General features: G+C 68.8%; 10 protein-coding genes and 2 pseudogenes. 7 read left to right on the top strand and 5 right to left on the bottom strand.

Annotation, left to right across the window (positions count from 1 at the left end; translation table 11 throughout):
• Window positions 1-157: 157 nt before the first annotated feature.
• A complete protein-coding gene (locus ADK55_RS05175; protein WP_159041286.1) occupies window positions 158-958 on the bottom strand; it encodes a hypothetical protein in 801 nt (266 codons plus the stop codon).
• A gap of 546 nt (window positions 959-1,504) precedes the next feature.
• Here ADK55_RS05175 and ADK55_RS05170 point away from each other — a divergent pair.
• Genes ADK55_RS05170 through ADK55_RS05155 form a run of 4 tightly spaced genes read left to right on the top strand, consistent with a single transcriptional unit; the run spans window position 1,505 to window position 9,594 of the window.
• Entirely contained in the window at window positions 1,505-3,439 is a 1,935-nt protein-coding gene (locus ADK55_RS05170; RefSeq protein WP_199826447.1) for a hypothetical protein, read from the top strand.
• Between the two features lie 41 nt (window positions 3,440-3,480).
• Window positions 3,481-5,121, top strand: coding sequence for a type I restriction-modification system subunit M (locus ADK55_RS05165; RefSeq protein ID WP_053676254.1), 1,641 nt, complete (start codon window positions 3,481-3,483; stop codon window positions 5,119-5,121).
• Entirely contained in the window at window positions 5,114-6,337 is a 1,224-nt protein-coding gene (locus tag ADK55_RS35940; protein ID WP_159041285.1) for a restriction endonuclease subunit S, read from the top strand. Before ADK55_RS05165 ends, ADK55_RS35940 begins: the two co-directional genes overlap by 8 nt.
• A complete protein-coding gene (locus ADK55_RS05155; RefSeq protein WP_053676252.1) occupies window positions 6,334-9,594 on the top strand; it encodes a type I restriction endonuclease subunit R in 3,261 nt (1,086 codons plus the stop codon). The genes ADK55_RS35940 and ADK55_RS05155 overlap by 4 nt, the downstream gene beginning before the upstream one ends.
• Window positions 9,595-9,829: 235 nt before the next feature.
• Here the strand turns inward: ADK55_RS05155 and ADK55_RS40870 are convergent.
• Window positions 9,830-10,371: pseudogene (locus ADK55_RS40870) on the bottom strand (hypothetical protein); the annotation flags it as partial.
• A gap of 376 nt (window positions 10,372-10,747) precedes the next feature.
• On the opposite strand from ADK55_RS40870, the gene ADK55_RS05145 reads away from it, so the two are divergent.
• From ADK55_RS05145 to ADK55_RS05135, 3 genes and pseudogenes are all read left to right on the top strand, one after another.
• Window positions 10,748-13,237 carry an AAA family ATPase gene (locus ADK55_RS05145; protein WP_053676251.1) on the top strand — a complete coding sequence of 830 codons (2,490 nt, stop codon included), beginning with the start codon at window positions 10,748-10,750 and terminating at the stop codon, window positions 13,235-13,237.
• Window positions 13,234-13,680: a hypothetical protein gene (locus ADK55_RS05140; RefSeq protein ID WP_234349902.1), complete on the top strand. Its 447-nt coding sequence runs from the start codon at window positions 13,234-13,236 to the stop codon at window positions 13,678-13,680. The genes ADK55_RS05145 and ADK55_RS05140 overlap by 4 nt, the downstream gene beginning before the upstream one ends.
• Window positions 13,681-13,829: 149 nt before the next feature.
• Window positions 13,830-15,515 (top strand): annotated as a pseudogene (locus tag ADK55_RS05135) (TIGR04141 family sporadically distributed protein).
• A 672-nt stretch (window positions 15,516-16,187) separates the two neighbouring features.
• Here the strand turns inward: ADK55_RS05135 and ADK55_RS05130 are convergent.
• The 3 genes from ADK55_RS05130 to ADK55_RS05120 form a co-directional block, all read right to left on the bottom strand.
• On the bottom strand, window positions 16,188-20,105 hold the full coding sequence (locus tag ADK55_RS05130; protein WP_053676250.1) for a caspase, EACC1-associated type: 3,918 nt from the start codon (window positions 20,103-20,105) through the stop codon (window positions 16,188-16,190).
• Window positions 20,102-20,521 carry an effector-associated constant component EACC1 gene (locus ADK55_RS05125; RefSeq protein ID WP_053676249.1) on the bottom strand — a complete coding sequence of 140 codons (420 nt, stop codon included), beginning with the start codon at window positions 20,519-20,521 and terminating at the stop codon, window positions 20,102-20,104. Before ADK55_RS05125 ends, ADK55_RS05130 begins: the two co-directional genes overlap by 4 nt.
• Window positions 20,522-20,676: 155 nt before the next feature.
• Complete coding sequence (locus ADK55_RS05120; protein ID WP_053676248.1) at window positions 20,677-21,576, bottom strand: LysR family transcriptional regulator; 900 nt, start codon at window positions 21,574-21,576, stop codon at window positions 20,677-20,679.
• Window positions 21,577-21,598 lie beyond the last annotated feature (22 nt).

The raw sequence follows: 21,598 nt of genomic DNA, 5'->3' as shown, positions 1-21,598 counted from the left end.
CGGTGCACCGTCTCCCGCTACGAACCGGACGTAGCGCAGGTTTGGCCTGCCGCCGGTCTGTCGAGGAGGCCGCTGGTTCAGCTGTCGCGGCTCGCCTGATGGGCAGCGTCACCCGCAACAGTGAGAACACGAGCCAGTGCTGGCCATTGCAAGTCCTTCACTCGGCCTTCGGCGACATCAACCATGCTTCGGCGTCGCTCAAAAACTCGCCCATGGCGCCGAGGGACATCGGCGACGACTCGTACTGCACCGACAGGTTGACCTCGTACAGCTTGTAGGCAGGCTCGGCTTCCTGTGCGGCAGCGCAAGCTGCTGCCAGCACCTGGACCGCACGCTTGCGGGCGCCGGCTTCCAGCGCCTCCACGAGGTCTGGCCACAGCGTGTCACCGATATAGCCGATGAGTTCCATGATGTGGGCACCGGCCCGGCCCGCCCGGTTCTTGATCGCTTCCCGTTCGGTATCGGCGCGTTCCTCGGCCCGCTTGGAGTCCCGTTCTTCCAGATCTTCCCAGGGGTGGTCACCCCAGACCTCTTCCCAGCGCTGGTCCGCCCGTGCCAGCGCTGCCTCGAACGCGCGGTCCAGGTCCTCCTGCGAGAGCTGAGGATGTTCCAAGACTTCCTGTTTCTCGAACGACGACAGGGGCAGAGTGAGATCGGGTACGGGCTCGTCGTCGCGCAGGGCGGTGAGAAGTAGGACGGCGTCCATCGAGGGAAGGACTCTTTCCATGTCCACCAGTCCTCCCAGAGACGCGACGGACTGTTCGACGGCCATGTAGTCGTACTCGGCGATCTGGTCGTCGAGATCGCCATGAAGTTCAAGGACATCCGCACCGATGGCCTCGATCTCCTCCATACGGGCCTCGATCTCGGTGTCGATACGCTCCACTATCTTCCGCAGCTCGCGGACCTCCACGGCGTCTTCCTCAAGTGGCGCCACTGCTTTGGCCAGATCGCCCATTCCGTGCCCCCTCTGTCTCGGTGGCCGCCGCGTCCCCTGCAAGCGGACTAGTGACGAAAGCCGCCTGGTTCGATGGCATCCGGCCACGGGAACGGCTGCCCTCCGACCGTTGCCGACCATCGTCGCGGAGCTGCCCCGTCAAGGAAAGGTAGGGACTGATAACCCCTGTTACCACTGTTTTGCGCAGGATGGATCCACGGACCCCGTATCGTTTGTTGGGCCGGATTCGCTGAGCCGAAGTCGCAGTGGGTGGCAGGGATTGACCCAAACGTGCGCGGGCTGACGACGGACGAGAGATGGAGAGGGGTTGTGTATACCGTGGCTACTGGGTCGCCGGACGTAACACCAGGCCCCCCACCATCTCTCTTGGTTTCGATGTCCGATATCGCCGCCTTCGCGCGGGTGAGGCGTCCCGTTGTGACTACCTGGCGCCGACGGCACCGTGATTTTCCCGCCGCCGTGTCCGAAGACTCGGGAAGGCCGCTGTTCGACGGTGACCAGGTGGCCGAGTGGTTGATCACTTCCGGACTGGGCAACGTCGCTCCGATGGAACTCCGTTCTGAGCTGGCTCTCTTCGGCATCATTGCGTTGCGGGACCGGTTCACGCCGTGGCAGCTGATCGAGACACTCGGAAGTCTTCTGTGTCTGCGCCGGCTCGACGGTCGGTCGCTAGCCGGCACGACCGGGCCCTTGCGTGACGCCGAAGCAGACGGGGTCCTGTGGTCAACTGTGCTGCGCCGCGCCGAACGGATCGATGCGGAGGACGACTTCGTCCTCCGGGAACTACGCTTCCTCGACGCCACCGCAGCCCCGCTCGCCCGCCTTGCCGAGGACTTGGTCGAGGCCGCCTACGACGAACGCGGCGCATACGAGTGGCTGCTCGCCGCCCGCTCCCGGCTCGGCATGGACTCCCTCGTCGCCGACGCTGTTGCCCCCGAGCTGCGGAGCCTGCTCACCCAGCTCACAGACATCCGCGTCCGCCTGGAGCACGGTGAATCCCTTACCCTCGCCGACCCGTATGCCCGCGCCGGCGACCTGCTCGCCGCGCTCCTCGACGACACGGAGGACCGCGAGCGCATCGTCGTCCTCGCCGCCGACTCCGACGAGCGGCTGGCCCGGATTACCCGCCGCCGCCTCTTCCTCGCCGGTGTCAGTGAACTCGACCTCGATGTCCAGACCGGCCCTGACCTGGAAGAACGCCTCGCGGACCCGGACCTCGTCGTTACCCAGCTCCCCTACCGCCCCGGCGAGGACCGTTCCGTGCTCGCCGCCTTGGCGGAGGTGGAGCGCGTTGCCGACCTCCTCCGCCCCGGTTGCACGGCCCTCGTCCTGGGCCCGGCTGACGCACTCGTGGACGGACTCAAGGACACCGAGGCGTCCCATCTCCGCTCGGCCCTCCTGCGCGGCAACGTCGTTGAGTCCGTCATCGCGCTCCCTGGCGGCGTTCTGCCCTTCCGGCCAGGCTACCGTCCCGCCCTGTGGACGCTCACGCGTGGCCCCGTCCTGGAGGCGGAGGGCAAGATCTTACTGGCTGACATCAGCTCCGAGCAGCTCACGGCGGATGTGCGCACGCGGCTCGCTGAGGATGTTCTCCTCTGGCGCGCGGAGGGTTTTCGGACCCTCGACGGCCACGACCCCCGCTACGGCCGTGTGGTCGCCGTTGCCGACCTGGACCGGGCGTTCGGCGGCCCGCTGACCCCGCCCGCGCCGCCCGCCTCCGCGATCTGGTCCGACAAGGTCAAGGAGCGCCCCGCCCTCATTGCCGAGGCCGAGGCGCGCCTGGAGCGCGCGACGGCGGACACCCGCGCGTACGAGGACGAGCAGGGCCCCTATCGAGGAGGCCTACTGCGCCGGGTGGGTCGCCTGCCCCGGCGCACCACTCTCGGCAAGCTGATTGCCGGACGTGCTGTGACCCGGCTACCTGGCCACCGCGTCGACGACCGGCACCTCACGGCGGACGGCCACCACACCGTCCTCGGCTCCGATGAGATCACGGGTGAACGACCCGTCGGCGCACGCCGTATCGACCGGCTGCTCCTGGCTGCCGAGTACGACCGGGTGGCGCTCACCGAGCCCGGTGATGTCGTCTACACCCTCACGCCCCGCCTCGGCCTGTACGTCGACCACGATGGCTTCTCGGTGGTCGCCTTCCCGTCCCGCGTCCTCCGCGTGAACCCCGACGCGGCCCGTCCATTGACGCCGCGTGTCCTGGCGGCCCTGCTGGGCACCGCCCGGGGCACCGGCCGCAGTCCCAGCGCGGTACGCCCAGCCCGCCGTATCGAGGAGTACCAACTCCCCGACCTCGAACCGGACGAGGTGATCCGCTTCGACGCCCTGCTGGCCGAGACCGAACGTAGGGAAGGCTTGCTGCGCGCCCAGGCGGAGGCTCTCGCCGAGGCCTGCGGCCTGACGGTCGCCGGCTTGGCGGACGGCACGCTCACCCTCGCAGATCCGCACGCCCAACCCGTCGACCGCATGTAGCCCATCCACACCCATCCACCGATCAGTTGGAAGAAGGAACGATGCCTCCCCGCAAGCGAGCCGCAGCAGCCGCCGGACAGGGTGAACTGCTCAGTGTCTCCAGCACCAAGGAGATCCAGGACATCCTGTGGAAGGCCGCAGACAAGCTCCGCGGCTCCATGGACGCCGCACAGTACAAGGAGTTCGTCCTCGGCCTGGTCTTCCTGAAGTACGTCTCCGACGCCTTCACCGAGCGACGTGAGGAACTGGCCGCCGACCCCGAGCTGGCCCAGATCCCCGAGCACCGCCGGGCGGCCTTCCTTGAGGAGAAGGATGAGTACACGGAGAAGAACGTCTTCTGGGTGCCCCCAACCGCCCGCTGGGACCACATCTCCGAGAACGCGGCCAGCGCGGAGGGCGGCGTCGGTCAACTCCTCGACACGGCCATGGACGAGGTGATGAAGGCCAACAAGGCCCTCACCGGGGTCCTCCCCAAGATCTTCAATCGCGACAATGTCGACCAGAACCGCCTCAAGGAACTTGTCGACCTGATCAGCGACGCCCGCTTCACGGGACACGGCGACCGTCCGGCGCAGGACGTGCTGGGCGAGACGTACGAGTACTTCCTGGAGAAGTTCGCCCGCGCCGAGGGCAAGCGGGCCGGCGAATTCTACACCCCGGCGAGTGTGGTTCGCCTGATCGTCGAGGTGCTCGAGCCGTACGAGGGGCGAGTGTACGACCCGGCGTGTGGCTCGGGCGGAATGTTCGTGCAGAGCGGCAAGTTCGTCGCGCGGCGGCGAGGTAAGGACCACACGCACGACATCGCGGTCTACGGCCAGGAGGCCAACGAGCGCACCTGGCGCCTGGCCAAGATGAACCTCGCCATCCACGGCATGGACCCCAAGGGCGTCGGCGACCGCTGGGCGGACACGTTCGCCGATGACAAACTGCCGGACCTCAAGGCCGACTTCGTGATGGCTAACCCGCCGTTCAACATGTCGGACTGGGCGAGGAAGTCGGACGACCGACGCTGGCGGTACGGCACTCCGCCCCAGTCGAACGCCAACTACGCCTGGCTCCAACACATCGCCTCCAAGCTGGGCGACCGGGGCAGTGCGGGCGTGGTCCTGTCCAACGGCTCGATGTCGTCCAAGCAGTCGGGCGAGGGCGAGATCCGCGCGGCGATGGTCGAGGCAGATCTCGTCTCCTGCATGATCGCCCTGCCGGGCAACCTGTTCCGTACGACGGCGATCCCGGCATGTCTGTGGTTCCTGACGAAAGACAAGTCCCCGCAGGGCGCCAAGGCGCTGGAGGACCGACGGGGCCGGGTCCTCTTCATCGACGCCCGCTCAATGGGCACGATGGTCGACCGCACGGAGCGGGCCCTCACAGAGGAGGACCTGGAGAAGATCTCCGACACGTATCACGCGTGGCGGGGCACGAAGTCGGCGAAGGACAAGAGCATTACGTACGAGGATGTGCCGGGGTACTGCTACAGCGCGACGCTGGAGGAGATCGGAAGGCACGACTACGCGCTGACGCCGGGGCGGTATGTGGGGGCGGCGGAGGTCGCGGAGGACCCGAACGCGGAGCCGGTAGAGGAGCGGATCGCTCGGCTGACAAAGGAGCTGTTCGAGCAACTGGATGAGTCGGTTCGGTTGGATGCGGTGGTGCGGGAGCAGTTGGGGAGGATCGGTGGCTGAGTGGCGTTACGTTGAGTATCAAGAGCTAGCCTCGCAGGAGCGATCAGCCTTTTCCATGGGGCCTTTCGGATCCAAGATCACCAAGGAAAATTATGTGGCCGCTGGGGTGCCGGTGGTGCGCGGAGTTAACTTGGCACATGGAATCTTCGTTGATGATGACTTCGTTTTCGTCACCGACGAGAAGGCCGACGAAATTATGTCGGCCAACGTTGAGCCGGGAGACTTGATCTTCACGCACCGCGGCACTATTGGGCAAGTTTCGATGATTCCTCGGGTGCCGATGTTCGATCGGTACGTGATTGGGTCAAGTCAAGTCAAGACGAGGCTCGATGAAACTCTTGCCCGGCCGGAGTTCTACTATTATTGGTTTCGTTCGAGTGAGGGGCAACGGTCGCTCCTTGCGAACGCCTCGACGGTGGGAGTGCCAGGTATTGCGACCCCGCTGACGTCGATCCGAAAGCTCATGGTCCCCTTGCCGCCTCGCGGTGAGCAGGATGAAATCGTTGCTGTACTGGGGTCATTGGATGACAAGATCGTGTCCAATGAGTGCATCGCGGCCACAGTCGATGACTTGACATCTTGCCTCTATAGGAGGGCGGTGGAGGGAAGTGATGGAGTTCGCAATCTACTGCTTGGTGAGATCGCTGATGTAAACCAGGTTGCAGCAAAGCCGAAGGCGGACGGAATTCTCCGATATGTAGACATTGCTGCGGTTGGCGTCGGCGTTTATGACTGGCCTGAAAGGATTCTCTGGAGGAACGCGCCGGGGCGAGCTCGAAGGAAAGCCTCCGCCGGTGACACGATTTGGTCCACCGTCCGTCCAAATCGACGCTCGCATGCCTTCGTGCTCGACACTGACCCTGAACTCGTGTTCTCTACTGGCCTGGCTGTCCTGAGCCCAAGAGGGGTGGGCCCTGCGCTTCTCTATGAGGTTACGCGCGCTATCGAGTTCCAGAACTATCTGGAGAACGTGGCGGAAGGTAGTGCCTACCCCGCCGTTCGTGCAGAACGATTCAAGCAAGCGCCGGTCGTGCTGCCTACCTCAGAAGACTGCGACAGGTTCGAGGGGGTTGCCATGGAGCTCCGACTTCGTTCCCACCAGGCGCAGGTGGAGTCCCGCGCCCTAGCCGCCCTCCGCGACACCCTTCTCCCACAACTAATGACCGGCAAGCTCCGTGTCCGCGACGCCGCGAAGATTGTGGAGGGCGCCGTATGACCGCCGAAGGCAGCAGCGAGCACACCCCCACCCACCTTGACGCCAAGATGACCGAGTCCGCCTGGGAGCACCTCGCCCTCGACGACCTCGGCGAGCTCGCCTGGGAGGTCAAGGCCGGCAGGGATCTCGCCCCCGGCACTGGGCATCGTCACAACTGGGACGACCTGATCCTGCACGACGAGCTCCAGATGGCCATTGAGAAGTTAAACCCGGAGTTGACCGCCACCGCCGTCCACGAAGCGATGCGCATCGCCATCGACCCCGCCTCCCGCGAGGCGTACCTGGAGAACCGGCAGGCGCACGAACAGCTCACCACCGGAATTCGGCTGGCCTACACCGATGAGTTCGGCGCCGAGCAGACTCCGACCGTCCGTCTCGTCGACTTCACGGACCCCGGCGCGAACAGCTATCTCGCCGTCAATCAGGTCACCGTCCGAGAGACCGATGGCAGTCACCGCCGTTTCGACATCGTCCTCTACGTGAACGGCCTGCCCCTGGCCGTCGTGGAGTTGAAGAACGCGTCCGACAAGAACGCGACCCTCAGGAACGCGCACGCTCAACTGCAGACGTACGTCTCGGAGTTCCCGATTGCCTTCCGCTACAACGTGCTCTGTCTTGTCTCAGACGGCATAACCGCCAAGTACGGCACGGTCTTTACGCCGTATGAGCACTTTGCACCTTGGAACGTAGATCACGAGGGCAAGCCTGTCGACACCAACGAGCCGGGCTACGACGGCCTCGACGCACTGAACCTGGCCCTCCACGGCCTGTTCACGCAGAAGCGGTTCCTCTCCCTCACCCGTAACTTCGTCAATTTCCCCCCGCCCAAGCCGGGCGAGCCCCTCTCTGGCAAGCGCATCGCGAAGCCTCACCAGTACTTCGCGGTCAACAAGGCGGTGGACGCGGTCGTCGAGGCGTCCCGCGGGACCGGCCAGGCCGGCGTCGTCTGGCACACGCAGGGCGCCGGTAAGTCGGAGGAGATGGTGGAGACGGCCGCGCTCGTCTCCCGCCACCCGGCTCTGAACAACCCCACCATCGTCGTCATCACCGACCGCACCGACCTCGACGACCAGCTCTACGACACCTTCCGGGACAGTAAGACCCTTCTCGGCCAGGAACCCCTCCAGGTCAACACCCGTGAAGAGCTGCGCACCGAGCTCAAGAGCCGCAATGTCGGCGGGATCCTCTTCACCACCCTCCAGAAGTTCGGCCTGAGCAAGGAGGAGAAGGACGCCGGCAAGTCGCACCCGCTTCTCTCCGAGCGCCGCAACATCCTGGTGATCGTCGACGAGGCGCACCGCTCCCACTACGACAGCCTCGACGGCTACGCCCGCCACCTGCGCGACGCGCTCCCGTACGCCACCCTGCTCGCCTTCACTGGCACGCCGATCTCCAAGGCCGAGGCCGACACCCGTGCCGTCTTCGGGGAGTACATCGACGTCTACGACCTGAAGCGCGCCGTCGACGATGGAGCCACGGTCCGTGTCTTCCACGAGCCTCGTGTCATCGAGGTCGACCTGCCCAAGGACGTCGACCCGAGCAAGATCGACGAACAGGCCAACACCCTCACCGAGGGCATGGACGATGCCGAGCGCCGCCGCGCCATCAGGTACGCCACGGCGATGAACACCGTCTACGGCGCTCCCGACCGGATAGCGAAGCTCGCCGACGACCTGATCGCCCACTGGGAGGCGCGCCGGGAACTGGTCAAGCCGGACCTCGGTGGTCCCGGCAAGGCGATGGTCGTGTGTATGACGCGGGAGATCTGCGTGTCCCTCTTCGACGCGCTGGCCGAGCGGCGGTCGGATTGGGTCGGCAAGGAAGCCGACCAGGGCGTCATGAAGATCGTCTTCCACAGTGACCCCTCCGACGAGAAGCACCTGCGCAAGCACGCTCTGCGGCCGTCCCAGCAGAAGGTCGTCCAGGCCCGTGCCAAGGACCCGGACGACGAGCTGGAACTGCTGATCGTCCACTCGATGCTGCTCACCGGCTACGACGCGCCGCCCATCCACACCCTGTACATGGACCGTCCCATGCAGGGCGCCAACCTGATGCAGGCCCTGGCCCGCGTCAACCGCCGCTTCCGGGGCAAGCAGGACGGCCTTCTCGTCGGCTACGCGCCCCTCACCGACAACCTCACCAAGGCCCTGCGCGAGTACTCGGACCAGGACCGCGAGGACCAGACGCTCGGCGCGGACATCGAGCGGGCCATCACCGAGGTCAAGAACGAGCTGGCGACCATCAAGGGGCTGCTGGCCGGGTGCCACTGGAGGGAGTGGCTCGCCGACACCGGCCGCCCCGCCTCCCGCAAGCGTGCTCTGCGCCTGACCGCCGACTTCCTCCGTGACCCGCATAACCCGGGCAACAAGGTCGAGCCCGGTGCCAAGCCGCTCTCCGCCCGCTTCAAGGACAGCGCCGCCCGGCTCGACCGTTTCTACCGCGTCTGCGCGATGAGCCGCGAGATCTCCGAGCGCTGCGAGGACTTGGACGACTGGCGCCGCGACATCGCCTTCTTCAGCGAGGTCCGAGCCTGGATGATCAAACTCGACGCCGCCCAGCGCGAGGCGAGTGGGGAGCCGCTCAGCGCAGAGGTTCAGCGCTACCTCCAGGCCTTGGCGGCCTCGGTCGTCGACGCCGACGAGATCACCGACCTGTACGCGGAGGCCGGCATTGGCCGGCTGGACATCACCCGCCTCAACGAGGCGCAGCTGCGCAAGCTGGAGAACTCTGAGACCCCGCACCTGGTCACCGAGGCGCTGCGTCGCCTGATCCAGCAGAAGATGCGCGAGGTGACGAAGCACAACGTCGTCCGGAACGAGAGTTTCTCCCAGCGCCTCGACGACCTGATGAAGCGGTACATGCTCCAGCAGCTCACCAGCGCCCAGGTCATTGCCGAACTCGCCGCCCTGGCGAGGGAGGTATCGGCGGAGGCTCGCCGCGGCGAGACGTTCGACCCGCCGCTCAGCCACGCCGAGCTGGCCTTCTACGACGCGGTCGCCCACCGCGACATGGCCAAGGCGATGGAGGGCGGCGACGACACGCTCGCCGAGATTGCCCGTGCCCTCGTCAAGGACATCCAGAAGAACCTCTCCGTCGACTGGCTCTCCCGCGAGCCCGTCCGGGCGAAGCTTCGTACCCGCATCCGCCGCGTGCTGGCGATGTTCGACTACCCGCCAGAGGAGGAGCGCGAGGCGGTCGACCTGGTTCTCAAGCAGATGGAGATCGTGGCCTCGCTGTGGGCGCCTGCAGCGAAGTAGCTCCGAGCGCGGGCGGGCTCAAGAGGAGCCCGCCCGTCAGGGCCAAGTGCGCTCGATGCGGTCCTGCCGCACGGCGTACGCTGCGGGATCGCCCTTCTCGACGGCCCGGTGGATCGAGTCACGGCGTGCGACGAGCCGCTCGCCCATCTCGGCGCTGCGAAGCTGCTGGTTGTCCAGGTAACACAGCACTGCCTTGCGCTCCAGGACAGGACGGATCTCCAGGTTCCGGGTCTTGAGCCGCCCGAAGGCGGGCGGCTTCCTGCGCAGACAGGACAAGGTGGGGGTCGACCCGCAAGGCGGCGAGTACTGCGGCGGCTCGGGGTCGGCTTCGGCAAGCGCGATCGGTGTCTCCGCTCCGGCCTGGACGGGTGGCTGCACGCTTTCCTGCACGGCCGCTGACGCGGGCGGGACCGCCGCAGCAGCAGCGGCTGCTTCCAGGGGCGACGCCGCTTGGGCGGTTCGGGAGGCCCGTCCGGATCCGGATCGGCGCCGGATACGTCGTCGTAGAAGTACGTCCGGGTACGACCTGCCCGGTGGGCGTTCGCTCGCGGCGACGCTCCAGGTACCCGGGCGCTTTGAGTTCCCTGAGCGCTCGCGAGATCAGGATCTCCCCCTCGTTGAAGTACTCGCGCAGGGCGGCGATGCTCACGGGAGCTGGCGGGCGGGGAGGAGATGTACGCCGCGACGCCGACCGTGACCGTGCTGCCACGCCGCTGGGCGAGGGTGTTGGAGCCTCACTGTGAAGTCGGCCGTGAGACGGGTGCGGATGTGGACCACGCCGGAAGTCGTGGGGCCACCCGGCGACGTCGGACGCGTCGTGCACGGTCGCCCTCGTTGTAAGTGGGGGGCGGGTCCGGTCGAGGACCGCTCCTGGCGGACGTCCTGGCCGTGCGCTGGGGGCAGCGCCTCGCCGCCCCGGGGGCACGACGGTATGGGCAGCGGTGGCCATCGAGGCGGCAACTCAGCTGTATTCATCCGTGGTTGCGATAACCCATGTTATCGCGGAGTTCATGGAAAGCGACGTGTCTCTGTCCCTAACGTCTGTTCCGTCACACCGGGCTCGCGCACAGCAGCCGGAGGCCCACACCTCCCGCTCACCGCATTGCTCGGCCGACTACCCACCGGATCGGACCACGGAAGGGCGGAGACCCCCATGACGGAGCACCCCGAGCAGAACGGGCCCACGGAGAACGTCGAGCCGGGCGGGCGGGTCGGGCGGGCCGCTGATAGCGGCGGCTTCTCGACGCTCTCAGTGCTGGCTGGCCGCCTCGAAGCATCGACCCTCGCCGAGGCGGCCAAGGAGATGCTGCGTGAGGCACTGGGCGGGTCGGGAACCGGCCCGGAGGCGCCCGTCGGCCCGCACCCGGACCACCGGATGTTCCTCGAATCCATCAGCGTCAGCGGCTTTCGTGGCATCGGTCGCCAGGCGCGACTGCCGCTGACCGCGAAGCCTGGCGTAACCCTGGTCGTCGGGCGCAACGGTTCGGGAAAGTCCAGCTTCGCCGAGGCGGCCGAGACGGTGTTCACCGGCCGGACCGCCCGCCTCGACAAGCAGCGCGGCGAGGTGTGGCGCCGGCACTGGCGCAACCTGCATGATGGGGCCGAGCCGAAGGCCGAGGTCCGCCTCGCCATCGCGGCCGACCCGCGGCCGTCCACGCTGACGTGCACCTGGCCGGGAGACGACGTGACGGCCCCGGAGGTCGAGCTCAGGCGGCCGGGTCACGGCCGGCGGCCCTTCAAGGACGCCGGCTGGGCGCGGGCGCTGAACGACTACCGGCCCTTCCTGTCGTACTCCGATCTCGACAAGATCATCAGCGGCAGGCCCAGCGAGCTGTACGACTCCGTCGCCACTATCCTCGGGCTCGGCGAGCTGACGGACGCGGACGAGCAGCTCCAGGCCACCGAGAAGGCCCTCAACTCCGCGGCGAAGGCAGCCGAGGCGGAACTGCCCGCACTCGTCGAGGCTCTGTCCGTGCTTGACGATCCCCGGGCGGAACGCGCGCTCGCGGCTGTCTACGGGACAGGGACTCCCGACTTCGACGGGGTGGGCGCCCTCGTGGCCGGACTGCCCGGCGCGGACGACGACCGTCTGAGGGACCTGCGCGCGACCGTCGGGCTGGCTGGTCCCGACCTCGACGCGGTCGGCGGAGCCGTGGATCGGCTGCGCGAGGCCGTCGCCGTACTCGACGACGTACGCGCCTCGGGTGCCGAGGACGCCCACCAGCGCGCCGAACTGCTGGCCAAGGCCCTGGACCACAGCCGGCGCCACCCGGACGAGGACGCCTGCCCGGTGTGCGGGTCCGACCAGCCGCTCGACGAGGCATGGGCCGAGAGGGCCGCCGAACAAGTGGCGGCCCTGCGCCGGGAGGCCGCCGCCGCGCAGGAAGCCCGCACCGAGCTGCGGGACGCGATGGACGCCATCCGCTACCTCGTCACGCGGGTCCCCGCGTGGCTGCCCGCCCCGTTGGTCGTTCCGTGGGAGGAGTGGGCGGCCTGCCGGGCGATCGACAACGCCGAGTGGCTCGCCGCCCGTGCCGAGACCGCCGCGCTCGTCCTCGCGGACGCCTGCGCGGCCCTGCGGGAGGAGGCCGCTCGGGAGCTGGAGAAGCTCGACGAGGAGTGGCGGCTCTGCGTCAACCGCCTCGCCGCCTGGCTCGACCGGGCCCGGACCGCGCACGCCTGCAAGCCCCGGCTGCGCCAGGTCAGGGCAGCCCGCAAGTGGCTCAAGGAGGTGTGCGCCGAGCTGCGCGAGGAGCGGCTGCGGCCCTTCGAGGACCACTCGCAGCGGATCTGGGAGGAACTGCGGCAGCAGAGCAACGTCGACCTTCGCTCCGTACGCCTGACCGGCAGCGAGAAGGCCGCGGTGCGCAAGCTCGTGATGGACGTGTCCGTGGACGGCACGGAGGCGGCGGCCCTCGGCGTCATGAGCCAGGGCGAGCTGCACTCCCTCGCGCTCTCGCTCTTCCTGCCGCGTGCCGCCGCACCTGACAGCCCCTTCGGGTTTGTCGTCATCGACGACCCCGTGCAGTCCATGGACCCCGCAAAGGTCCACGGCCTCGCGAAGGTCCTGCACGACCTCGGCGAGACCCGCCAGGTCGTGGTCTTCACCCACGACACGCGGCTCCAGCGGGCCTTTACCAACCAGGAACTCCCGGTGACGGTCTTGGAGGTGGAGCGGGAGGCGCGTTCGGCGGTGACCGTGAGCCGTGTGACCGATCCGGTCGGCCAGGCACTGGACGACGCACGCGCCCTCGCCCGCACACCGAACCTCCCGCCCGTCGCCATGACCCACGTACTGCCCAGCCTCTGCCGCACCGTCCTGGAACGGGCCTTCTCCGAGGCCGCGTGGCTGCGGCTGCACCGCGCCGGACTGACCGAGCATGAGGCGGAGAGGACCGTCGCGGCCGCCCTCAAGCTGATGGACATCGCCGCACTGGGGCTCTTCGGAGACCCGTCGAAGACGGCGGGTGATGTCTACCGCGAACTGCGCAGACGGTGCGGCTCCGGGGCGGTGGACCTCATCAGGCAGTGCCAGGAGAGCGCCCATCCGTCCGGCACCTCGATGCCCGACCCCCTCCTGTTCGTGAGGGACATCAAGGTCGTCGCCCAGACCGTGCGCAAGCCGGAGGAGGACACCCGATGAACGCGACGATCCGTCAGTTGTTGGACACCGCAGACCTGCTCATCGAGGGCAACGGCGATCCCACCACCGGTCCCGTCACGGGCGGCCCCGCCACGGTGGGGGTCGCTGCATCCGTACCTGCCCCTCCCGCCGCGCTCACCGCCACCGCGGCGAGCCGGTGCCGTGGTGCCGCCTTCGCCCTCCGCGCCGCCCTGGAGAGCGCGGTCGTCGCCCGTCTCACCGCTCACGGCGCGCCCCGCACGATCCGTGAGGGCTCCATGAGGGCCGCACTCCTCTGGCTTCGAGGCTGCGCCGAAGTAGAGACTGCCCGCCGGGCGAAGGCTGCGTGGAGCCAGCTCTGCCTCGGCTGTCACTACCACCAGTACGAGATCGGCCCCACCCGGGACCAGGTGCACGTCTGGCGCACCGAAGTCGCAGCGGTCGTCGGGCTTTTGGCCCGCTGAGTACCAGCCGGCCGACGTCACGTGTCGGTTCGGTAACAGAAGAAGGCTGCCCCTGATCCGCTGCGGCACGAGGACCGCCGCCAGAGGAAAAGCGCGTGAGATCGACACGACGAGGGCGGTTATCGCCACCGCGCACAGGGAGCGGCACCATGGCAACCCGTACGTCCAAGCGCACCCTGTACCGGCTCAGGGGCGTTGTTCCCACCGTCGCCGCGATGTTCGACGCCCTGGACGCGAACCAACTGGAGCGGGTCCAAGCGGATTTCGACTTTCCCGAGATCCTCGATGCACCGGCGGTCCTGGTCACCGGTAGCTTCGAGCAGCCCGTCGCGAGCTGGTGCGACGAGATCTTCCATACGACGGGCATCGCGGTGTCGCGGCCGGTCAACCCCTCGGCCGGGCTGCTGATGCTCGCCGTCGACGGCGAGGTCTACGCAATCGGCTACGACCAGGGCTTCCGTCTCGTCCCTGACCGGCTGAAGGACCACCGCTTCGGGCTGAGTTTTGCGTCCCGCCGGGTGGACCCCGGACGGATCCGGGATCTGGTGTCGCACACTCCGGGCGGAGGGCGCATCGACATCACTCTGATCCCGAGCGGCGCCTCGGTGTGGAGCCTAGGCATCGTCGAACACGCCCAGATCGTGCGGCGTCTAGGCGGCCACCTGGACGACATCCCGCTCACCATCTCCCGTGACAACCCGGCGAGGGTCTCCAGCGCCGAGGGTGGTGCCGGCCTGCGCCTGCGGCTCGGCGTGGAGGGCGCCGACCTCATCGCCGACATCCATGCGATCGCCCGCGTGCTGCGCGAGGAGAAGCCGAGCCCGGAGCTGGAGTTCGTCGAGCACGTCGTACCCGTCGACGATCCTGTCCTCCTTACCCGCATGGAGGCCGTCCTCGACAACGTCCTGGGACAGCAGCCCGACGGGAGGGTCAGCGTTGCTGTCCCCGCCGATCATTGGGACGACTACACGGCCGCCCGGGCGTTCAGGGCCAGGATCAACAGCGACGTGGCCGGCGAGTCGACCGAAGACTTCAACCTCGATTACGTCCTGAGTCGGGCCCGCGTCCAGCGTGCCGGCAGGCGCGTGAACGCACTCCGGGAAGGAATAGTCATCCTTTACCAGCACAGCCGCGCCGATCGGGCCGACGAGATCTGGACGTCCAGCACGCTCCGTTGGATTGAGGCGGAAGTGTCCCTCGACTCCCGCCGGTTCTCTCTGACGGACGAACACTGATACGAGATCGACCAGGAGTATCTGAAGGCGATCCGCTCGCACGCCGAGCGGCTGATCTTCGACTCCCCGTCCGTAGACCTGCCCCCGTGGGTCCTCGGAAAGAAGGAGCGCACTTACAACGAGTCCGTGCCGGACCAGCGGCCCGGGTACGTCTGCTTCGACCGCGACAACGTTCAGTCCGCCCTGAATCGCGGGAACGGCGTGGAGATCTGCGACCTGCTGAGCCCGGACAACATCCTGGTCATGGTGAAGCGCGCCAAGGGCTCCGACGCGCTGAGTCACCTCTTCAGCCAGGCGCTCGTCGCCGTACAGACTCTGCGGAACTCCCCGGAGGGGAGGGAACGGTTCGCCGAGAAGGTGGCCGCGGCCCGGAATGGGTGCGGACTGCCGGAAGGCTTCCGGCCCTCGAAGGTCGTCTTCGCGATCCTACTGAAGGACGGTACCGACCTCACCGCCGACACTCTGTTCCCGTTCTCGCAGGTCACCCTGGTACACACAGCCAGGACGCTCGCAGCGTGGGGGGTTCAGGTCGAAGTCGTCGGCATTGCCCCTGCTCCGTCGGCCGCCACCTCGACTGGGACCCGGCGGTTGGCGGCGTGACCACTGCACACGTTGGTAGCGAGCCGCTCTTGATCTTGGGTAGTTGTGGCAGAGGCCAGGGCCACAGCGACGCCGTTGGGGCCCCAGTATCTCGGTCGGCGCCATCCTGTGGCAGCGAGTCTGGTTCGTCGTCGGTCGGTCATGAGGTCTCAGCCCAGGGCGTCGAAGATTCGCTGACGACGATCGCCGGTGAACAGCTATGGCCGCAGGGCACTGAGGCGAGATGGGCATGGCCCGATGCGGGGCTTCTTCTGACGCTCGTTTGACGCTCGGGGCCTTCCGAGACAGTGCCCATCTTGGTTAGGTGGCCTCTGACCTCGCGTTTTTCAGACAGGTCAGAATCAGGCATCTTCCCGATGACCCATCATGTGGAGTGCGTGGCGATCCTGGAGCCGGTGCGCGAGGACGCGTGAGCTGCGGTTTCGTGGCTCTCTTCGCTTGCTCGGCCGCGGTCAGGTGTGCACCCACGCCCATCGGGCGGCCCGCACCGGGAGCTCGTCGAGCTGCCGGTGCGGGGGAGAGCCGGCCGCGGGACCGTGTGTGCGGGCGGGGGTCGTCCGGGGTGGGTGACGCGACGGTCTGACACCGTGTGGGGGATGCCCAGCGCATGTCGTGCGTCGTCCGGGGCCTGCGGGCGACCCCGACCGCGGACCCCGACCACGGTGGGGAGGGTCAGGCGAAGAGCGGGTCCAGCAGCGCGTCCCCGGCCGGTACTCGCCAGGCCGGGAGGCGCACCGTTCGGGTCACCGGTGCGGGTTTCGCGCCGCGTCCGCCGGAGGGGAGGCCGATCAGCAGGTCGCCGCGTGCGTGGGCGAGCCGGAGGTGGCGGGCGGGATCCTGCCCGGGCGGCGGGCCCGTGTCGATGAGCACCGCCGTGTTCTCACCGTCCAGCGTGAACAGCAGGTCCACCGTGTGCCCACCAACCAGTGCCGCGCGTTCCAGGTCGGTGACGCCACGGGTGCCGAGGTACTCCTGGAGGCGGTCGGCGAGCTCCTCGCGGAATCCGGACCGCGCCTGGGGAGCGGGGAGGGTGTCCCGCTCGGCGGGGGTCCCCGTGCGCAGCACCGTCGAGCGCTCCGCGAGAACTGCCGGCAGCCCCGCCTGCCCCTGCCAGAAGCGATGGCTCCCCACCGTGATCAGCTGCGACTTCGCCCGCGTGACGGCGACGTTCCACAGGTTGACCTGGCTCGCCACCCAGTGCGTCGTCCTCGGCGGAGTGTTGTCCGTGGCCACCGGGCTCAGGACCATGACGTCACGCTGACCACCCTGGAAGGCGTGCACCGTCCCGACCCGGACCCGGTCGTCACCGGCCCACACCCGGGCCAGCGCCTCCTTCTGCGCGCGGAACGGCGTCACCACCCCGACCGTGGCGCCCTCGGGCAGGCGTGCCAGCAGCTCGTCGACGGTCCGCCGCACCTGGTCCGCCTCGGCCTGGTTGCGCCACGATCGGCCACCGTTGCCGGCCGCGGACTCGCCGTACGGCACGTCCACCCAGCCGAGCACCGGAGCCGGATCGGCGGCCCCCGCCGGATCGACCGGCGGGACTTGGCTGCGAATGTCGGTGAGGACCTGCAACTGGCCCGCGTAGCAGTAGCCGTTGACCACGTCCGCGATCTGCGGATGGCACCGGTAGTGCTCGTCGAGCAGCAGCGCCGCCTCGCCGTGCTGCGCGGCCGCGTGGTACGAGGCGTACACGTGGTAGGCCAGGCGGTGGTCCTCCAACTGCGCGGCGCTCAGGCCGGCCCGCACCCGGGCCTGCCGCTCCTGCTCCGGGCTGATGCCGGGAATGTGTCCGAGCTGCATGGGGTCGCCGATGATCAATGCACGCTTCGCCCGGAACAGCAGCGGCAGCACCGACGGGATCGAGCACTGGCTCGCCTCGTCGATCACCACGAGGTCGAAGAGCTTCGGGGCGAGTTCGAGCTGACGCACCGAGTGCGTGCTGACGGCCCACGCCTTCAGGTACGCCATCAGATTGCGCTGGCTCTTCTGGAAACCCGAGCGCCGGCGCAGCGCCTGGAGCCGTTGGTTCATCAGCGACGCGCCCCGCACCATGGCCTCGCCGGCCACGGAGTGCGCCAGCTCCCTCGACGCCACGGAGGACGCGGCGGCGCTCTCCAGCCGGGCGCGCTTCAGCGCGTCCTCGTCCCAGGCCAGATGTGCCGGTACGAGTTCCCGCAGGGCCCGTTCGACCGCCACGGTCTCCGCGAGGTCGAGCAGCAACTCGGGCGGGGCGGGGCGCTCCGCTGCCCAGGCGGGCCACGAGGCCTCGAATCCGCCGCCGGACGATCCCACGAGGGCTGCGAGGGCCCGCCCGCGGCGCCACCGGCCGAATGCCGGCCATCCGGCTCGCGCGGCCTTCCGGGCGCGTTCCTCCCAGCGGGCCAGCGCCGCCGGCTCGTCCGTCGCCCAGGCACCCTCCAGCACGCGTACGGGCAGCGCGAGCCCGTCCGCCCGCCTGGCCCGCTCACGGACCAGCTCCAACAGGCGGGCCTCCTCGCCGATCCGCCCTGCCGCCTCCACCCGGAGGACAGCCGTACGCGCGTGGCGGTTGCGCAACTCACCGGCCACGGTCACGGCACTTCGGGCGGGGGCCGCGACCGGCTCGGCCAGCAGTCCGGCCAGCTTGTCCGCCTCCCGCTCCCGGGCCTCCACGTTCCCGGTCCGCATGAGCAGGCCCGGAGAGATCTCGTCACACCGCTCGGCCACCACGTTGACGGCCTCGTTGTTCGTCGACGCGACGAGCACGGTCTGCCCGGCGGCGACGGCGGTCGCGACCACGGCCGTCACCACCTCGCTCTTGCCGGTACCGGGCGGGCCGGTCGCGACGGTGAGCCGACGGGTCATCGCCGAGGAGATCACCTGCTCCTGGCTCTCGTTGCACGGGCCGGGGGAGACCACCGTCACGACCGCCGCATCACGATCAGGCCCGTCTCGATCAGGCCCGTCTCGATCAGACCCGTCACGATCAGGCCCGTCACCACCATCGCCGCCGCCGGCGAGGAGGGCGTCCAGCGCGGTACCCGCGATCTGACCCGCACGCGTGGACATCTGGAGCAGGTTGTCGACCAGGCCCTCCGTCGCGACCCGCTCCAGGCCGGACGGTGCCAGCAGCACGGCGGCGTTGTGAGCGCCGGGCCGCAGCGAGTCCATCACGGACCGCTCGCTGAGCGAGGAGAGGTCGAGGGGTTCCAGCTCCGGAATGCCGAGTTCGCTCAGGAGCTCCCGTACCGCCTTGAGCATCTGGGCGCCGTTGCCCTCCTGCCAGCTCGGCTGCCAGCGGGCCATCAGTTCGGCGGCCTCGTCGTCGGAGAGGAGCTCGGTGACCACACCGGTGTGCAGGGAGGGAACCCCGTTCGGGCGCAGCAGGTCACGGCCGTTCTCGTCCGGTGTGAGTTCCATCGGCTGGACCAGGAGGGGTGCGATCCGCACCGGCGCCCGCCGGCGGCCCTCCCCGCGTTCGGGAAGGGTGATCGCGGGATATCCGTACCAGTACTCCTGGAGCCCTGTCCCGTCGGCCTGCGCACCCGTGCTCTTGGGTTTGGGCAGTTGCCCCGGGGCGGGGAAGGAGTGCCCGAGCCCGGACTGGATCGCCTCCGGGCCCTGGCCCAGCAAGAAGTACGACGATCCCCGTCCGCCATCGCGATCGGGCAGCATGCCGGACGCCGCCTGGGCGCCGAGGCAGTGCGCGTAGTACCGCAGCAGCCGCTGTGGGTCGATGCCTTCCCCGGCGTCCTGGGTGATCGACTGCCGTGCCTTCAGCAGGGCTGTGGACGCCTCGGGTCGGGCCGCGTCGCGCGGCGCTTCGGGAAGACGGACCGGCCGGGCGACCGAGCGGGCGAAGGGCAGTGAACGGGTGGCCCGAATCGTGGACTTGGTCGGTCGTTGCTCTTCGGGGACGCCCTTGACCACCATTTGCGCGGTCAGGTACTCGAAGAGGTCGTCCGGGGTGATCCAGCCGCCTTCCTTGATCCGCCCGCTCCGCAGGCCTTCCACGATCTCGCCGGTGAACCGGGAGGTGCCGAGGGAGGATCCCTCGGGTGCCTTCGCGGACGCGGCCTGGAGAGCGTCGGAGGCGGTGATGAAGTACACGCCGGTCGGGTGCAGGAGCGTGCTGGGCGCCGGTCGGTCGCCGGGGTCCGCGCCGCCTTTGGAGGTCCACCCCTGGACGACGGACCCGCTGGAGCAGCAGTCCAGCAGCACCAGCTTCGACGCGGCCCGGCAGGACTGGAGCATCCGTTCCAGGAACTCCGCCGGGACGGCGGTGCCGGGCAGGTCGTCCGGGTCGGCGTCCCGGGTCAGGAAGTACAGCTGCCCGTCGGCTTCGCAGAGCTGGCCGTGCCCGCTGAAGTAGAGCAGCGCCGTCTCGCTGGGCTGTCGCTCCTCGAGGAACTGCTCGACGGCGTACAGCATCTCGGCGCGGGTCGGCTCGGCGACCATCGCACAGTCGTTGTACATGCCGATCTCGGTGCTCTCCAGCACCGCCCGCATGTAGTGCAGGTCGGCCCGGACGGGCGGCAGGTCGTGGTAGTGGTCGCTGGCGTACGTGGATACGCCGATCAGCATGGCGTACCGGTCGTTGTCGCTCACCGCGCGTCCGGCCCCGCCTCGTCGCCTTCCTCGTCCCGGGCCCCGGCCGCACCGCCGGCGAGGAACCGGTCGATCAGCTCGCTGTCGGCCCGTGCCTGCCTGCCGGAGACGCGGAGCGTCGTCCCGTCCGCCCGGGTGATGACGATGGTTCGCTGGGGTACGCGGGCCAGCCAGACCTGGATGCCGGCGGCGACGAGCGAACCTCCACTGAAGACCAGCCCGATCAGGTCGGTGACGGGGCCGCCTTTGAGGGACCCGTCCTCGGGCCGGGGGCGCGGGACGTCGAGCGCGGCCTGCGGATCGGCGTCGGTGAGGGAGGCGAGCAGCTCGCGCGCCTCGCGCCGGGCGCGCAGCGGGTCCTCGTCGACGATGCCGATGTGGTGGCCGGCGGCGGTCGGGTCGGTGGTGGTACTCACGTTCTTCGTCCCCCTGCGTCTTCCCCGTGCGGCGGACACACGGACGGACGAGCCTACCGAAGACGCCCGGCGGCAAACCTGTCAGTTTCCGGAAAACGCCTGGTCATTGGCCTGAAACAGTCAGATCGGCTCATGCGCTGGGCGCCGGCCGGCGGTCAGGGCGTGGTCGTCGTTCGGGTCAGGGCTTCGGCGAAGGCTTCCGATTGGGGGGACGGGCGGGCGCGGGGGCGGACCAGGCCGAGTTCGGAGTCGGGGAGGCCTTGGACGGGGACGAAGGTCAGGGAGTCGCGGCGGCCGTGGTAGTCGGCGGTGGAGCGGCACAGGAGCATCGCGCCGCGGTCGGCGGCGGTCAGGCTGAGGCCCTCCTGGAGGGTGTTGACGCTGGGGCCGGCGGGGACGGGGAGGCCGCCGGGGGTGTGGTCGGGGGCCTGGGCCTGGCGCCAGTACGCGGGGGCGTTGCCGTCGATGCCGATGAGTCGGCAGTCGGCGAGTTCCTCGGCGGACAGGGTGTCGCGGGCGGCGAAGGGGTGGCGGACGGAGACCGCGAGGGTTTGCGGCTGGCGGGAGAAGACGGGGCCGAGGACGAGGTCGTCCTCGGCGACGGGGAGGAGGACCACCGCGCAGTCGACCTCTTGGCGGCGCAGCGGTCCGAACGGGTCGGAGAGCGGGATCTCGACGATGTCGATCGCGCAGTCGGGGTAGCGGTCGCCGAAGCGGGCGATGGCTTGGCTGAGGTAGTCGTCGACGGTGCCCTGGAAGCCGATGCGCAGGGTGCCGCCCATGCCGCGGGCGGCGGCCCGGGCGTCGTCCACGGTGGCGCGCAGGGCGTCGTAGGCGGGTCGGAGCGCGGCCAGGAAGCTCTCGCCGAGGGGGGTCAGGCTGACCCGGCGGCTGGTGCGTTCGACGAGCGGGGCGCCGATGCGGCTCTCCAGCGAGCGCAGCAGTTGGCTGACCCGGCTCTGTGAGACGTACAGGCGCTCGCCCGCCCGTCCGAAGTGCAACTCCTGTGCGAGGGCGAGGAACACCTCCAGCTCGCGTATCTCCACACCGCTCATGGTGTTCCTTTCTACACTGCCG

It is taken from the genome of Streptomyces sp. WM4235 (assembly GCF_001279725.1).
Classification (GTDB): Bacteria; Actinomycetota; Actinomycetes; order Streptomycetales; family Streptomycetaceae; genus Streptomyces.
The sequence above is the reverse complement of the archived record's forward strand: the minus strand, read 5'-3'. Positions and strand labels throughout refer to the sequence as shown.

What these genes read in the sequence shown, in the direction of transcription:
- ADK55_RS05175 (WP_159041286.1), bottom strand. Translation starts at nt 958, where the DNA reads ATGGGCGATCTGGCCAAAGCAGTGGCGCCACTTGAGGAAGACGCCGTG.
- ADK55_RS05170 (WP_199826447.1), top strand. Translation starts at nt 1,505, where the DNA reads ATGGAACTCCGTTCTGAGCTGGCTCTCTTCGGCATCATTGCGTTGCGG.
- ADK55_RS05165 (WP_053676254.1), top strand. Translation starts at nt 3,481, where the DNA reads ATGCCTCCCCGCAAGCGAGCCGCAGCAGCCGCCGGACAGGGTGAACTG.
- ADK55_RS05155 (WP_053676252.1), top strand. Translation starts at nt 6,334, where the DNA reads ATGACCGCCGAAGGCAGCAGCGAGCACACCCCCACCCACCTTGACGCC.
- ADK55_RS05145 (WP_053676251.1), top strand. Translation starts at nt 10,748, where the DNA reads ATGACGGAGCACCCCGAGCAGAACGGGCCCACGGAGAACGTCGAGCCG.
- ADK55_RS05140 (WP_234349902.1), top strand. Translation starts at nt 13,234, where the DNA reads ATGAACGCGACGATCCGTCAGTTGTTGGACACCGCAGACCTGCTCATC.
- ADK55_RS05120 (WP_053676248.1), bottom strand. Translation starts at nt 21,576, where the DNA reads ATGAGCGGTGTGGAGATACGCGAGCTGGAGGTGTTCCTCGCCCTCGCA.